At 42.9% G+C, this 16,410-nt stretch carries 13 protein-coding genes; 4 read left to right on the top strand and 9 right to left on the bottom strand.

Going from position 1 to position 16,410, the window contains the following annotated elements; translation table 11 throughout:
* A complete protein-coding gene (locus IPJ09_11240) occupies positions 1-1,110 on the top strand; it encodes a DUF5009 domain-containing protein (protein MBK7371995.1) in 1,110 nt (369 codons plus the stop codon).
* Between the two features lie 304 nt (positions 1,111-1,414).
* On the opposite strand, the gene IPJ09_11235 is transcribed toward IPJ09_11240, so the two are convergent.
* Both IPJ09_11235 and IPJ09_11230 read right to left on the bottom strand, forming a co-directional pair.
* Positions 1,415-2,887: a right-handed parallel beta-helix repeat-containing protein gene (locus tag IPJ09_11235; GenBank protein MBK7371994.1), complete on the bottom strand. Its 1,473-nt coding sequence runs from the start codon at positions 2,885-2,887 to the stop codon at positions 1,415-1,417.
* Positions 2,884-4,392, bottom strand: a complete 1,509-nt coding sequence (locus IPJ09_11230) for a serine hydrolase (protein ID MBK7371993.1) — start codon at positions 4,390-4,392, stop codon at positions 2,884-2,886. The genes IPJ09_11235 and IPJ09_11230 overlap by 4 nt, the downstream gene beginning before the upstream one ends.
* A gap of 231 nt (positions 4,393-4,623) precedes the next feature.
* Between IPJ09_11230 and IPJ09_11225 the strand changes: the two genes are divergently transcribed.
* Positions 4,624-6,756: an elongation factor G gene (locus tag IPJ09_11225; GenBank protein ID MBK7371992.1), complete on the top strand. Its 2,133-nt coding sequence runs from the start codon at positions 4,624-4,626 to the stop codon at positions 6,754-6,756.
* A gap of 110 nt (positions 6,757-6,866) precedes the next feature.
* Here the strand turns inward: IPJ09_11225 and IPJ09_11220 are convergent, their stop codons facing one another.
* The 4 genes from IPJ09_11220 to IPJ09_11205 form a co-directional block, all read right to left on the bottom strand.
* The gene (locus IPJ09_11220; GenBank protein ID MBK7371991.1) at positions 6,867-7,958 is read right to left on the bottom strand and encodes a glycoside hydrolase family 18 protein; all 1,092 of its coding nucleotides are present in this window, start codon (positions 7,956-7,958) and stop codon (positions 6,867-6,869) included.
* A gap of 154 nt (positions 7,959-8,112) precedes the next feature.
* Positions 8,113-8,784, bottom strand: a complete 672-nt coding sequence (rsmI, locus tag IPJ09_11215) for a 16S rRNA (cytidine(1402)-2'-O)-methyltransferase (GenBank protein MBK7371990.1) — start codon at positions 8,782-8,784, stop codon at positions 8,113-8,115.
* Positions 8,784-9,038 (bottom strand): phosphoribosylformylglycinamidine synthase subunit PurS, encoded by a 255-nt coding sequence (gene purS / locus IPJ09_11210; GenBank protein MBK7371989.1) that lies wholly within the window; start codon positions 9,036-9,038, stop codon positions 8,784-8,786. The genes rsmI and purS overlap by 1 nt, the downstream gene beginning before the upstream one ends.
* Positions 9,039-9,086: 48 nt before the next feature.
* Positions 9,087-9,803 (bottom strand): CDP-alcohol phosphatidyltransferase family protein, encoded by a 717-nt coding sequence (locus IPJ09_11205; protein ID MBK7371988.1) that lies wholly within the window; start codon positions 9,801-9,803, stop codon positions 9,087-9,089.
* A 115-nt stretch (positions 9,804-9,918) separates the two neighbouring features.
* On the opposite strand from IPJ09_11205, the gene IPJ09_11200 reads away from it, so the two are divergent.
* The gene (locus IPJ09_11200) at positions 9,919-11,973 is read left to right on the top strand and encodes a gliding motility-associated C-terminal domain-containing protein (protein ID MBK7371987.1); all 2,055 of its coding nucleotides are present in this window, start codon (positions 9,919-9,921) and stop codon (positions 11,971-11,973) included.
* Complete coding sequence (gene lptC, locus IPJ09_11195; GenBank protein MBK7371986.1) at positions 11,954-12,511, top strand: LPS export ABC transporter periplasmic protein LptC; 558 nt, start codon at positions 11,954-11,956, stop codon at positions 12,509-12,511. Before IPJ09_11200 ends, lptC begins: the two co-directional genes overlap by 20 nt.
* A gap of 4 nt (positions 12,512-12,515) precedes the next feature.
* Here lptC and IPJ09_11190 read toward each other — a convergent pair whose 3' ends face one another.
* The 3 genes from IPJ09_11190 to IPJ09_11180 form a co-directional block, all read right to left on the bottom strand.
* Complete coding sequence (locus tag IPJ09_11190) at positions 12,516-14,084, bottom strand: T9SS type A sorting domain-containing protein (protein ID MBK7371985.1); 1,569 nt, start codon at positions 14,082-14,084, stop codon at positions 12,516-12,518.
* A gap of 228 nt (positions 14,085-14,312) precedes the next feature.
* A complete protein-coding gene (locus IPJ09_11185) occupies positions 14,313-15,800 on the bottom strand; it encodes a T9SS type A sorting domain-containing protein (protein ID MBK7371984.1) in 1,488 nt (495 codons plus the stop codon).
* Positions 15,801-15,930: 130 nt separating this feature from the next.
* A complete protein-coding gene (locus IPJ09_11180) occupies positions 15,931-16,290 on the bottom strand; it encodes a DUF2116 family Zn-ribbon domain-containing protein (protein MBK7371983.1) in 360 nt (119 codons plus the stop codon).
* Between the last annotated feature and the right edge of the window lie 120 nt (positions 16,291-16,410).

Here is a 16,410-nt window from a genome sequence, read left to right as displayed (position 1 = left end):
ATGGATATAAAAGCGCGCAATCTTTCCCTCGATGTATTCAGAGGGATTACGATATGTTTTATGATTATCGTCAATACACCGGGTAATGGCGATTGTGTATTTGGGCCCCTCAATCACGCCAGGTGGCATGGGTTCACTCCAACCGATTTGGTGTTTCCTTCCTTTTTGTTCGCAGTGGGCAATGCAATCTATTTTGGTATGAAATCCTGGCAGTCCATGAATTCGTCAGCGGTGTATTCAAAAATTTTAAAGCGTACTGCGATCATATTTCTTTTGGGGTTTTTGATGTATTGGTTTCCGTTTGTGCATCATACCAATAATGGTTTGGCTTTTAATCCTTTCAGTCACACCAGAATCCTGGGTGTCCTTCAGCGAATTGCTTTATGTTATGGTATTGGGGCCATCCTGATCTATCGATTTTCATGGAAAACCATTTTGATAATAGCTTGTAGCCTCTTGCTTGTTTATTGGGGCCTGATGGCCTGGGGAGGTGATTATAATATGCTTACTCAACTTGGGCAAAAAATCGATCTTGCAATTTTAGGTGAAAATCATATGTATCATGGAGAAGGTGTCGCATTCGAGCCGGAAGGTATATTAAGTACTTTGCCTTCGATTGTCAATGTATTGGCTGGGTATCTTACTGCACTTTTTATGCTCAATGGGGGTGTGGACAAAAACAAACTGATGCGACTCGCTATACTTGGACTCGGATTATTATTATTGAGTTGGGGCTGGAACGAATTTTTTCCAATCAACAAAAAATTATGGACATCATCTTTTGTGCTCCAAACAGTTGGCTGGGATCTGATCATATTATCATTTTTGACTTATTCCATTGATATTTTAAACGCACGGGTCGGCGTATCTTTTTTTAGAACGGCTGGTCGCAATCCACTCGTGATCTATCTATTATCAGAAGTACTGGCCATTTTGCTGGGATTCTTAAGCAATTCAAATGGTCAGTCCTGGTCATCGGGGATATATGACGCTGTTTTTTCGCATGCCGGCTGTTATGTGGGTTCCTTCCTATATGCTGTTTGTTTTATGCTGGTGTGCTGGAGCCTGGGCTGGTGGTTAGATAAACGAGGAGTGTATATTAAAGTGTAAATAGTCGGGCGTATTGACATACAGGTGAGTCTTACAGTTAAATTTTAATTCTGGCGTTGTTGTAACGGATGTCCAGACGGGAGGTTTTTTCACCAAATCGGGATACCCAGGTACACTAAGATATTGATTTGGCATTGCTGTCTGCACAAAATGGAATAATTCAAATTTTGGCTATTGCACCCGATGGATCCAGGGTTGTATTCAATTTTTCGTTGGGAACCTAGGTGACACTTTTAATGAAAATATACGGACAGTTTTCTTCATACCTATCTTGGATGGATTGGTAAAGCAGGTATCCCAAAAACTATTGACTAAGCTGATACGCCCCGATATCGATGCTTTGTTTTTCACTTAGACTATTGCCCCAAAAATCTTTAACTGACAGGTTTTTCGTATAGCCCATATCGGCAAAACTTAAGCCTTTTCCTTTCAAGGGAGATTTAAGGTGCAGTTGATATTTGATCCATGCGTCCAGGTCCTCAGTTCTGGCTGGATTTGATTTTTGATTTAACTCCCAATCGGGATTCATGGAGTATTCCTTAAATGGGTTAGGTAGAGTAAGGTTGGAGTACCAGTTATTTTTTTCTGTATGGAAGACGATGGAGGAAGGTATATCGTGGTTAAAAAAAGTTGATCGGACTTGAAGCGCATTATTGTAAAATCTGATCGTATCATCGACTGCAGTTGATTTAAAATCTATTACGGGCTTGGTGTCATTGATCCAGATATTGTTGTGCAGCAAGACTTTTATCTTACCCTGTCCTGATATCGATAGAGATCCGGCCACTTCCAGACCATCATTATCACTGATATTGTATCTTAGGATGTTTTCTCCCCAGGGTGCAGTCCCTTCGCTTGTCAAATATTGTGCGTAACCACTGTTTTGATAGGTCAGATTTCTTTCCACGATACAAGCCTTGGTATCATTGCCAAGTGCGATTCCATGCCCCCCTTGATTATTAAAAGTGTTGTTTTGGTAGATGAGGGATTCGCTAATAGTGACTTGCTCACTATTGGTAATCGTGATGCCCCCGCTACTTTGATCTGCACTTCCGTTAAGATACGAGGCACAAAGCCTGATTGCCCCAAGGATTAAATGTCGAATGATGATTCCTCCATGTGTACTTTGGGTTTGATGATCGAGCCCGTTTTGATAGGTGCGACAATTGAGGATATCAACATTGTGATTGACAGTGGTGCCCAGGCTGTCAAGTAGGATGCCTGCTTCTCCATTCTCATAAGCATATACCAATCTGACGATCGAATTGGATATCCCTTTTATTAATAACCCGGCTTGTTTAAATCCGCTGATCTCCAGGTCTTCTAAAACTATATTGTTGCCGCTTTCTATGATGATACCTGAGGACTGGTTAGTAGTACTTCCACTGCCGATCACTCTAAAATTATTAATATTGACATTAGAGGCTTTACAGACGATGCCGGGTCCGTCCCCTCCATCTATATACGCACGGCTGGCATCATAACTACTGATGGTGATTTCTTTACCTGGCTCTCCGGATTCTTCTTTTTCTAATACTAAGGTGCCCGGGTAGGTATTGGCACTAAAGAAAAGCACTTTATCTCCCGGCACCAGGTGTATTTGATTGACCCGATCTATCGTCTTAAAGGGCTCGGTGATGGTACCGGGATTTTGGTCTTTGCCATCAATAGGGTGTACAAAAAAAGAAGTTGGCTCCCTGGCTGTATCTGACTTGTTTGATACACATCCTAACAAGCCAGCAAAGGCAAGCAATATGATGATTTGTTTATTGATCATTTGCTAATCTTCCGATAGGCGGTTTTTTGATCGAGGAGCTTGAGTGATTCTACACTGCCTTTGGCATTGAAATCAAAAGTGATAAAACCAAAATTGCCATCTGACGGATCTTCATATCTCCAGGTGTCGTAATGATAGTGTGTGAGTAATACCCGGGGCATAGCGTGATGCACATAATATAACTGGTCGTGATCAAAAAAGATGGCTATTTTGCCTGCCATCGGGTGTTCGAACTCACCAGCATAGGCAGCGATAGGTAACCTCGCATTGGTATTGAGTATTTGAGTAGGCAGGCTTTGAAGATACTCTTGTTTTTCATCTTCTATACTTTTGAGCTGATCGGGCATAAAACGAGAGGTCCAATCGATGGCCGGCAGATTCAACAAAAGGTCATAGATACGATAGGTGATAGCCTGGTACATCGGTCTATTGGTCCCATTTTGCAATACGATTACACCGATACTGTCAAAGGGCATATAGCTGGTATAAGCCCTGAATCCACCGAGACCACCTGTATGAGCTGCGAGTGTATGACCGCGGTAGGTATTTGTCCACCATCCCATGGCATAAAAAGTGTTGAAATACTCAGGCCAGCGTTGGTCTTCGTCCATCAGATTTATAGGCTTTCTTATTTCTTTGACTATTTGCTGCGGAAGTATGGTCTGCCCCTTGTAACCGCCTCCATTGATATGCATACGTAACCACTTGCTCATATCTGTGACTGTACTCGTGATAGCTCCAGCAGGTTCAAAGGTCTCACCCCCTACATAAAATGGTTGTGGCCTAAATGCACTTTTTTCGCGGTCATAGGTATATCCAATAGCATAATTTGATTCCCCTGGGTGATCTACAGGATCGAATGAAAACTGTGTGCGATCCATGCCAAGCGGCTTGAAAAACTTATTACTGATCACCACTCTATATGGCAGTTGGTACAGATGGGCTATCAGATCACCCGCCAGTACAAACATCCAATTATTATAAATATAGCCTTCGCGAAGTCGTTTGGTAGGGGCAAACTCAGGAAGATGGCTGTACAAATAGGAAGGAGTGACCTTTTCACCGAACCATGCTTCGTCATACCTGGGTATGCCGCTCCGGTGAGACAAAATATCCCGTATGGTAAGATTGCCAGTCAGTTCATCATTGTACATTTTAAGATCAGGCAGGTATTTTTTGACAGGGTCATCCCAGCTAATTTTTTTCTCTGCAACTAATAGCCCCAGTGCGCTGCTGGTGAATGCTTTGGTGCAGGATGCGATGGCGAATAAGGTGTGCTCATTGGCAGGAAGCTGATGGGCCACATCCCTATAGCCATATCCTTTACTATAAATTATTTGATCTTTATACACGATGGCAATAGCACACCCCGGATTTTTCCAGGTATCTAATTGGTTCTCCACGAATCTATCCAGGTCTGCCAGTCTAGAGATAAAATCTGCCTTCGACTGACCAAAAATAGCAGACAGTGGAATCCAATAAAATAAAATAAGCCAGAATTTCATGCGAGCGGATTTTTGAAACTTAAAAAGATAAAGATATTAAGTAGTTCGTGTAAAATCATCTAATTCATAAGCAGGTAAAGATATTAAGTTACATAATTTAAGAATGTGTTTATCACCTAATATGAATCGTTTATGTTTGCTAATTATTCTTAATATTAAATTCTTGATTTTTTTTTGGAAGTGTAATGCATTCTTTTTAATTTAAAGGAGATAAACAAAAACATCACTCCTATGAATTTTGAATCGAAGGATATACGGAATGTGGTCTTACTGGGTCATGCGCACTCAGGTAAGACCAGTTTGATCGAATGCATGCTTTTCGAAGCACACGGTATCACCCGAAGAGGGAATGTAGAAGAAGGCAATACTGTCTCTGACTACAATCCATTGGAACAGGAAAGGCAGAGCAGTTTGTTTAGTTCTCTTGAACACTCCCTTTGGAAAGATTCAAAAATCAACATTATCGATACTCCTGGATCCGATGACTTTATCGGAGAAGTCATAGCCGCTCTAAAAGTAGCAGATACTGCAGTCATGGTGCTGAATGGAGCCCATGGAGTGGAAGTCGGAACTGAGATCATGTGGGAGTATGTGCAGAACTTTGCTACTCCCTCGATATTTGTGATTAATCAACTGGATCATGAAAAATCAGATTATGATGCTACCATGGAGCAGGCTATCAGTAGGTTTGGCCCAAAGGTCCTTCCAATTCAATATCCTATCAATGAAGGAACCGGGTTCCATTCAATAGTGGATGCACTTCGTATGGTTGTTTATGAATTTCCCGCCGATGGAGGTAAGCCTATCAAAAAACCTATTCCTGAAAGTGAAAAATCCAGAGCATTGGAAATGCATAACAAATTGGTCGAAGCTGCAGCAGAAAATGAAGAAGAACTCATGGCTCGATTTTTTGATCAGGGCACACTCAGTGAGGAAGACCTGGCGTATGGCCTCCGCGTGGCGATCGCCCATCAAAGCATCTATCCTGTATTTTGTGCATCTGCCAAGAAAAATATGGGCACTGGTCGTATAATGGGATTTATCAATGATATCTGCCCTTCGCCAGCTGATCGGCCGGCAGCTCCATTGGAAGGTGGTGGTTCTTTGGCCTGTGATGTCAATGATCAAACTACCATATTTATATACAAAACCCTGTCTGAACCCAAGGTGGGCAATGTATCTTATTTTAAAGTATACTCCGGAAAACTCAAATCAGGCGATGAATTAATCAATGCCAATAATCGAAATAGTGAACGATTTGGCCAATTATTTATAGCCAATGGGAAAAATAGAGAGCCTGTGGATCATCTGAATGCAGGTGACATCGGAGTCGTCGTAAAATTAAAAGACGCTCATACCAACAATACACTCAATGCCAAAGGCACAGATCGCAAAATAGAGCCTATCCATTTTCCGGAGCCTCGGGTAAGAGTCGCTGTGCAACCTCCATCCAAAAACGATATCGAAAAGTTGGCTAAAGCCCTGCATGTCATTCAAGAGGAAGATCCAACCATCATCATAGAACAGTCTGCTGAGTTGAGGCAAATGCTTCTTTTTGGGCAAGGCCAATTACACCTCGACATGGTCAAACACAGGCTGGAGAAAAATCAGGATCTCCATATGGAGTTTATCAAGCCCAGGATACCTTATCGTGAGACCATCACCAGGGTAGCTAATGGAGACTATCGACATAAAAAACAATCAGGTGGCGCAGGTCAATTTGGCGAAGTGCATATGAGATTAGAACCATATCATGATGGAATGGAAGATCCTGCTGATCTCAATGTCAGAATCCGTGAAGAGGAGATTATGCCCTGGGGAGGAAAATTAGTATTCTACTGGTGTATTGTAGGAGGTGCTATTGATACCAAGTTTTCAAGCGCCATTAAAAAGGGTATCCTGAGTAAAATGTCAGAGGGGCCTCTCACAGGCAGTCGCTGCAGAGATATCAGGGTCTGTGTCTATGATGGAAAAATGCACCCGGTAGATAGCAATGACATGGCTTTCCAGCTGGCTGGTACCATGGCCTTTAAAAATATCTTTCAAACGGCAGGACCTCAACTTCTGGAGCCTATCTACGACCTGGAGGTGTTGTGCGGTGACACAGTGATGGGTGACATCATGGGAGATCTGCAGACCAGGCGGGCTATCATCATGGGTATGGACAGTGATGGCCATTATCAGAAAATTAAAGCAAGGGTACCACTCGCAGAACTGGATGGTTATTCTTCAACGCTGCGTTCATTGACCCAGGGCAAGGCAAAGTTTACCACCCGATTTGCGGAGTATGGGCCTGTACCAGGGGATCTGCAGAAAAAATTGATGGAAGAATATGCGCTGGAATACCAGGAGGAGCATGCCTAAACTAGTGGATCATTTTTTAGGAAAATAAAATTGTAGTATAAAACGATTGCATTTAAATAATTAAACAATTCTTGACTGCAAAACTTTTAGTTCAATTAGTTGACTTGATACTATCGGCCATTCAAATTTTTATAAATCACACTTACCAGGCCATTGACTGGTTTGTCCTGGCTTAGTTCCCAAAACATGATTCCACCCAAATGATGTTTTCGGATGAATGCGGTTTTGGCTTTCAAAGACCGCTCATCGTCAAAGGTGGCAAACATTTTTTGAGCAGCATTGTACCGGTAAGGAGCTTTTGCTTTTTTGTCAAAATAATAGTGATATCCGGGAGTCGAGGTGAAAAAAGTATCTGCATTTTTATAAGAGACACCTTGTTTGAATTTTCCTGCCTGGTAGAGCCCATGATCTATATCTGCCACCTCCTCCCATACCCGGGCGTAAAAAGCCGCCCCCATGACTAGTTTTGATGCAGGCACCTTATGTTGTATCAGCCAGTTTATACAATTGCTAGCAGATTGTTTTTGAGTATTGTTATTGTTGAGCGGAGTATGGTGTCCGGTGGTTTTACTGGCTCCACTGGTCAGGTCATAGGTCATCAGATTGACAAAATCCAGGTAAGGCATCAGTGCACCCCAATCTACTGATTCCTCTAGAAATCGGGTAAATCCCCCGGCAGCAAAACTGAGGATATACCCGGGTCCCATCTCCTGTCTCAAAGTCTTGACTAATTCTGTAAAATTGTTTTTATCCTCCGGAGCATAATTATGACCGGGATATCCGGCGATGGTAGGATATTCCCAGTCAAGGTCTATGCCATCCACATGGTATTTTTTAAAAAGTGCTACCGTCGTTTTAGCAAAGGTAGACCTGTGCGCTTCAGAAGCAAACAAATCCGAACAAGGCGCACAACCTCCCCAGCCCCCAACCGAAACCATTATTTTTAGTTCTGGATTCCGCTTCTTTAATTCGACCAATTGGATGAGCGACTCTTCCTGCTTTGGGCTCTTAAATGTAAGCGTGTCATTCTGAATTTTTAAAAAACTGTATATGATATGTGTGAGTTGCTCGACTGGATATTGATTGATTACCTCCCCGTTGCCGGTATAATAGGCTATGATATGATAAGGCTGCTTTTGAGCAAATGATACGCTGCATAATAAAATAAACAGCGAGGCGAGTATTGATTTTGAACGGATCATAAGATATTTATTTGTTGTAAAATTATGATATTTTGTTAATTATGTATATAGATAAATTAAATGTATTGCCCATCTGCCCCTAAAGGGAGTCTTCCCCCATTCAACCCCACAACCCCATCCCTAAAGGGAGTCTCCCGAAGCTTCGGGATGCCCATTACCCCTCCTTTCCACTCACTACAATCACAAACTCTCCCTTTACAACTCCTTTACCTTCATAAAAAGCTTTTTGGTCCATTAAACTACCGGTATGTACTTCTTCAAATTTTTTGGTCAATTCCCGGCAGACCGCTATATGTCTTTCACTACCACAATAGGTGATCAATTCGTCAAGGCATTTGATGAACCGATGTGGGGATTCATACAATATAAAGGTATGTGGCAATGTAGCCAGATACTTTAATCGGGTCTGTCTGCCTTTTTTATGAGGTAAAAATCCTTCAAAATGAAATGGTTCAGTAGGTATACCAGACGCTACAACCGCATTGACCAGGGCACAAGCACCGGGGAGTACAGTCAACTCCAGTCCCTCCTGCCTGCACGCGCGTACGAGCAAGAATCCCGGATCGGAAATCCCAGGCATACCTGCTTCAGATACCAAGGCGATTTCTTTGCCGGATTTAAGGTCTGCAATCACAGAAGGAAGACGCCCATGTTCGTTGTGATCATGGAAGGATCGGATATCGTTGGAGATTTGATAGTGTCCAAGCAGCGATTGGGTGGTACGGGTGTCTTCAGAAAGGATGTAATCCACTCCAGCCAGGACTTTGACAGCTCGGTAGGTGATATCATCCAGATTGCCGATTGGTGTCGGCACCAGGTACAGCATTAATGGACTTCCGTGAGCGAATATTCAAAATACTCCATGATAGGATTGGTCAGCAGTTTTTCACAAGCTGACTTGACCAGTGAATCTGCAGTGGAAGCATCCGTGGCCTCTACTTCCATTTGGATGTTTTTGCCGATACGCACATTGGTGAGCCCTTCAAGGCCCATGTGTTTGAGGTTATTGGATACGGTTTTTCCTTGAGGATCCAATAGGACTTTATGTGGCATGACTCTAATCTGTGCGGCAAATTTCATAATCTGATTTTTTTTTAGAATTTGAGGGGGGTCACCATGTGCCCACCATCAATTGCGATAAATAATCAAGGACAAAATTACATAAACAAGGGGAAGTATCATCAGCGCCGGACCTTTAAATATGATCGCCAGTGGAATACATAATGCCATAAATACGATCGGCAGTTTATGGTCAGCCCAGCCTGAGCGGACTGATTTGATGCTAAACATCCGGATTGGAGCTAACATAAGTACAAATAACAGGATTGCAGCGCCGATCAGTACATATTCATTATTTATCCAGTCGTACCATGGGCCGGTCCCTTTTTGATGGACTAACATCATGCCGATGACCACGACGGTAGCCCCGGGTGTAGCTAATCCAATAAATTCCTGAGTCTGCCTTTCATCAATATTAAATCGGGCCAGTCTCAAAGCTGCCCCAAGGGTAAAAATAAATCCCGAAAATGCAAGCCCAACGCTCATAGCACTGGTGCCGAACCCCTGATGTCCCTGGTCAAATGCATATCGGATCAGTTGAAATAAAATAGCTCCCGGCACCACTCCAAAAGATACCACATCAGCCAATGAATCGAGTTGTTTCCCCAAACCTCCATCTACCTTCAACCATCGGGCGACCATCCCATCGAATACATCTGCTATTGCGGCAAGCAGGATCAACCAAAAAACAATGTCAAATTGTTGAGTGAATATAAAATACAAGGAACAGCAACCCATCAATAGGTTGAATAAGGTGAGTATATTTGGGATCTGATTTCTAACCATTCGTGTAAATATAGCGTCTATCTTTCACGAATGGAGCTACAAGTTTTAAGATTTTTAAAACAAATTTGTGAAATCAATTCAATGAGTATCAACGTTAAAGTAGGGTAAGATTTATATGATAAAGTTTTTTGGTATTTTTTTGCTGGTGATGGGTTGGTCTGCCAGCCTGGTTGCACAGCCTGACAATGATTTTTGCCTGGACGCTATTCGGATCAGTGATGTGACAAAGTATTGTTCGCCGATTGGCGCTTATACCAATGCCGGGGCCACTTTTGACCCGGATAATGGGGACATCGCCAAAGCGACCTGTTGGGCAAGTGCCTCCAATGATGTTTGGTTTAAATTTGTGGCTATAGCTTCAGATGTGCTGATCACCATAAATGGGACTACCCTTAAAAGGCCGGAACTATCCATTTATACAGGTGACTGCCGGAATATGTCAGAGATATTTCCTTGTGTGACCTCGCCGGTAAATCTCAATACTGCTACGCTATATAAAGGAGGTTTGGTCATTGGTGCTACTTATTATATTCGTGTGGACGGTGTAGACCAAAATGTAGGGACTTTTCAGTTATGTATCAATAACTATAACCCTCCTGCCAGTGCTAACGGTGATTGTGCGACCGCGACGGTACTTTGTAGTAAAGACCCATTCCACGTAGAAAGTGTAGTGGGAGCCGGTCGGGACAATGATGAAGCGGACAATTCTTGCCTTGATTTTAATAATTCTGACCCAAGAAATAATAATTCGGAGTCAAATTCTACTTGGTACAGATGGACGGCTTTGAATGATGGCCCTCTTACATTTAAAATCACCCCCGACGCTGCCAATGATGACATTGATTTTGCGGTATTTGAATATCCCAATGGATTGTCTAATTGTAATAATAAAAAACTGGTTCGGTGCATGGCCACTGCTTGCCTGGGGCCAACCGGGCTCAATGCCACTTCAAGGGACCTTGAAGAAAGTCCTAATTGTGATCCGGGAGAGGATGGTTTTGTGAGGCAACTAGACATGGTCAAAGGCATGAGTTATGGGGTCATGATCAATAATTTTACCTCTTCCAATCATGGTTTTTTCATCGAATTTGGTGGCCTCGGGGATTTTCTGGGCCCTGAAACCAAAATCGAGGTTGCCCCTGAGACAGGACTCAAATGTGAACAAGCATTTACCATCCGTGACAGTACTTTTTTTGCCGCCGGCCAGATTGTAAAATATACCTGGAATTTTGGCGATGGCGCTACACCCAGCGAAGTCGCATTTACCAAAGGCCCCCACCAGGTGCGATATAAATCCTTTGGCGCCAAGACCATAGTACTTGTGGTAGAATCTGACAAAGGGTGTACCTATTCTTTCACCAGGACCATCAATGTCGAACCATGCTGCGAAGATCTTCCTACGCTTAAGGCGGTACCTGACGCCAAAGATCTTACTTGCAATGGTATCCCCAGTGGATCTATATCCATAGGCGGTAGCGGGGGGACTCCGGAATATCTTTATGCCTTGGGTAATGGTAAATTTAAACGCCAATTTAAGTACACCAATCTGGATAAAGGTACTTACCAGGTCAAAGTCACTGATGCCCGGGGATGCAGAGATTCTACCAATGTGAGCCTGGCTGAACCACCTCCGATCATCGTCGATGCTGGTCCTGACCTCACTGGAAGGTTAGGTTACGAAGTAAGGTTGAATGGCTCTTACAATCCTACTAATGCTACCAATGTCACTGCCTGGGTGCCACCTGATGGAATAGTCTGTACTACCTGTTTATCGACGGATGCCATTCCTCCTGGCAGTACTCAATATAAATTAGTCGTCACCACCGCCGATGGTTGTGTGGCAGCTGACTCGATGTTTGTCGATGTGACCCTTGATAGGGCGATTTATATTCCCAATACTTTTACCCCCGACAGGGACACCAGGAATAAAATATTCAAGCTGTTTGGCAATCGGGCTATCGAGTCCATCGAATACCTCAGAGTATTTAACCGGTGGGGAGGGCTGGTCTACGAAGGCACTAACCTCGATATCAATGATGATTCGTCTGGTTGGGATGGCACTGCTAACGGACAGGCTTTGCCCTCAGGAGTATATGCATATTCAGCATCAGTATTATTTGTGGATAAAGTCACCAGAATTATAAAAGGAGATGTTACGTTACTGCGCTAGTATTTTGATTCTTGCAGTTTTTATTTCTTGTGAAAACGACATCAATCTGATCAATGAATTTAACCGAAAAAAAGGCAACGAAGAGTTTGTCGAAAATGTCACCATGCAGTATACCGACTCCGGTAAGCTGATGGTTTTACTTCGTGCCCCTTTGATCAAAAGAACCATTCAAAACAACAGTGCTTTTCAGGAATTCCCCAAAGGGATCTACTGCGAATTTTATGATGATAGTACTCATATCAAAGCTACTTTGACTGCAAAATATGCGATCAGGGATGAAAACAAACGTGTCATGACAGCCAGGAATCAGGTTCATCTGGTATCGGCTGTTGACAGTACGCACCTGGAGGGCGAGGAACTCATCTGGGATGAAAACAGGCAGTTGATCTATAGCAACAAATTTGTCAAATGGACTCGGGGCAAGGAGGTAGGCACCGGCTTTTTCTTTGAAGCCGACCAGTCATTTAAGAAAATCAAGATGCGTCAGACAGAAGCGGACAATATCGTATTGCCTGGTCTGCAAGGTTTGCAGAATTGATGTCTTAGATCACCACCCATTTTAAAGAAGAGGTCCAGTTTCTACCCTGAGTTTTGATCAGGTATATACCCGTGGCAAGTGGGCCAGGTGTCAATAAAGAAGATTGGACACCACTGTCAGGGTAGGATTCAGTATGCCGGTATAATTGTTTTCCTTGCAGATTAAAAATAGAAATAGTGACTTTGTCTTGAGCAGAGGATTTAAAAGAAAGTACCGCTTGTGATTGAGAGCCGCTAGGATTAGGGCTTAGGGAGACATTTCGTTTTTCTAGTCTGATGTCAGAAGCCCCTGAAACTAGCGAAGCGCTAGAATCAATGATGATTTTCTCATCGCCATTCTGATATAAAGCAAATAAAAAATAAGTGAGCATCATCTCATCTGTCGTGGCTTCGCCGACTCTTACTTCTTTTGGAGGAAAATTAGGATTGTGATGGTTAGAAGAAGTGTTGTCATAACTCGCTTCTGAAAAAAGCGTGGATCCGGCCGGTATTTTTTTAATCGTTGGAAATTGATAGATGCCTTGCCAATGAAAATCCCATTCCGGGATAGAGATCAAAGGAATTTCTTTTTGATCAGGCCCGACTGCCCAGGTTTTGATGGAACTACCGATCAAATGCATGTGTGGGGCGACACCGATGAGTGAAAAAGAGAGCGGAGTAACAAATTTTTCAGTAAAGGTCTTTTTGCTGTTGGCAGGTATGACAAGCGGACCATTGACCATGCTGGTTTCATGATTTAATGCAGGGACGAGGTAGGCCTCTCTTTGCGGAGCTTCGGTCAACCTGAGCTTGATCTTCGTTTGATCCGTTTTTCCTTTGAAACCACCCGGGTAATGCACTTGTATGATGATATTGGTTCCTGCATTCAACTTTACGCCGAAGCCCTTGGGCAAAGAAAACGGTTGGGCTCCGGGCACCCAGGCAGCGATTAGCTCAGCACTGGAAGACCCAGAGCTGCCAAAGCAAACATAACCTGGCCCTGCATCACGGCTATCCATCGTAAATCCTCTTTCGCTATTATCTTTAAATATCAACACGTGGTGTACGATTTCTGCATTGCCCGGAATGCATTCCAGTGCAGTCATCCACATGTCTTTCTTGAGGGAAGTACTGTCGATAAAACAACGATATTCATCCTGGCTGCTGGATAATGTGTAGGCTGGTATGGAGATAGAAAGTTCAGGATCTTTAATAAAACCGGCTGCATCATTGTATACAGGTGGAAGCGGTGCTTTTGCCAGATCACCCGATTGGGCACCTGATTCTATCCATCTGGTGATCGCTTCTATGTCCTGAGCAGGCAACGCTCTGCTAAACGCGTGTTGACTATAGTTTATGTCCGGAGGCCATGGGGGCATAATTTTTTGGGAAACCACGGACTTGATGGAGGTCCGATTGTTAAAAGTCTGGTTGTAGGACATCATCGAGAAAGGTCCTGAACCTCCGGTATGATGACATCCGGTGCAGTTTTTGTAGATGATCTCAGCGATCCCGCCTGACCAGGTCGGCGATTGAGCCAAAGTCACTAAAGACAAACAAAATCCATAAATTCCCAGAACTATCTTCTTTTTCATAGCCAATTTTAATCATTCTTTAAACCTATACTGGAGGACAATCTTTGCCGGACCATTTAAAATTAAAGACTCAAAGTTATAGATCTATACCGGGTGTTGCCATAAAAATCTTGTTAATTCGAAGAATAGGGCTGCAATAGTTTAGACCTGAATAAAGCTGGACAGATTCTTAAAATAAATGAAAACATGATGATGGCCGTTGGCATCCTCGGTAACTATTGATTTTTGTTAATGACTCACCAGGAGTTTATACACTTCCGAACCGTGTTGAATCAAATAAATGCCATTTTTTAAATTCCTGATGTCAATCCTTTTCGTATCAGATGGGCTCGAACATACTTCCCTGCCCATGAGATCGGAGATGATTATTTGTTCAGTTTGAACCGGGAAAATGATAAAGTCTTTCGCCGGATTGGGATAATATGATAAAGTACGGCAGGGAAGGCAAGATATTATTTTAGAATAGTTAACAGCAGCATTAGGTCCCGTTTGTTTGATCCGGTAATAGGACCTTCCAAGGGGGGATGTTGGATCCACAAACAGGTACTCCGCGACTTTGGCGACTGCATAGATTTCGCGACTTACGTGCACGGTCTGCCAGACTTTGGCATCGTTACTCCGTTCGACTGAAAACTCGTTGTCACCAGATGAGGACGAGGCCTGCCAGCGAAGTACCGTTTTTTGATCATCACAACGCACAGCTGCTGTGAAGGATATTATGGGTAAGTTGGCAGCCTGCATGGGCCCGATATACTTCCGGGCCACCACAATATGGTCATAATTGACACTGTTGACTTGACCAGGCTGATCATGATCCACAAAATGAGTTAAATTGAAGTAATTGAATTTTAAATTTGGATCATTTCTCCATTGGAATCCTTCAAAAGTGGTACCACCAGATTGTGGTATAAAGTTGTCTTCCGTCCAGATTCCTTCGGTTCCTGTTTTAATCTCTGATACTTTGGCACCGTTGATCCACATAGTGATCTCCCCATTAAAGCTGCTAACCGGATTATTTAATTTCAGTCGCACTTCGATGCAATTCCAGGTGTTCAGATCGATCGATACGGCCGGATCGTTGACAAAACTATTGCCATAATACAGCCCCGGAAAAAAAGTAGTGCCCCGCATATGCATCCAGTAGTTATAATAATCGAAGGTGGATTGATTAACCGGGCTCGTTTTGCCCTGAGTCGTTTCTGCACCCAGGTAAAAAAAGTCGGATCCACTGGGTCTGACCCCTGCAGGAGAATTTGGATTTACTGCATTGGGTGGATTATTGCCCCCAAGCCTTGGGCCGGAATGATGTAGGGTGCCCGAAGAATTATATTTTACATACCATCTGGCAAAAATGGAGTCATTCACCCCTCCCGGAAAAAATTTATACAGGATGGCCGTTTGGACAGTTCCCGGTTGACCCAATACCCCCGCTGTGGTAAATAGCCGTACCGATTGATGTCCGGGACTGCCTGGTGGATAAGTTGAGGGGTCCAAAGCAATGGATTTGACGCCGCTATTCGAACTCCAGTTGCTAAAAAAGCTATTTAGGTCAGATTGCTCACACATTTCGGTAAAGAGCACAGCAGGATCGGAGGCAATATTGTTATCACCAGGAAATTTTGCTGCTATCTGACCATAGCATGTGTTTACTTTTAAAAACACTCCTATCCATAGAACAATATGGTTAAACGAGACATATTTTTTCCAATAGAACATTTTGAATAGATTACTTCAGTATTAAATAGCCTTTATGACCATAGTGTGCTTGTTAATACTGTACGCAACCTATATACAATAAGTTAGGACTATGACATCAATAATTTTATAAAAATTAAATTAGGAAGTATCAGCCAATATATTCCTTCCGCTTGACCAGTGCATACCAGTCATTGTCCAGTGGCAAATAACCCTGATCATAACAGAAGTAATAGGTATGCCCGTTTTTAGTATGATACAAATTGGTGAAATAATCAAATTTAAAGCCTTTTTTGGCCAATACATCACCGGTGACTTTGCTTTTGCCGTCCGGATTTTGCTCCATCAAAATGCGCCTGTTTTTACGCAAAGTATTATTGATATTGCGCATCAGATTATTGCTATCACTGTTCAGTTTATTATTATAGGCACTACGACATTGATCTGAACAAAATTTTTTGTCAGATCTTCCGGCGATTTTATCACCACACTCGATGCATTTGGCGCTCATGCCAACAAATATAGGCAAATGAAGTGCAGATGCAAAATACCATATGTAAAAAAAGGACCATGTAGGGTGGTGCTATTAATTATGGGGAGCTACGGGATTGGGCGGAAACTTCTCGCCTGA

The sequence above is a fragment of the Saprospiraceae bacterium genome (genome assembly GCA_016709995.1).
GTDB lineage: Bacteria > Bacteroidota > Bacteroidia > Chitinophagales > Saprospiraceae > JADJLQ01.
This window is presented reverse-complemented; position numbering and strand designations above follow the sequence as displayed.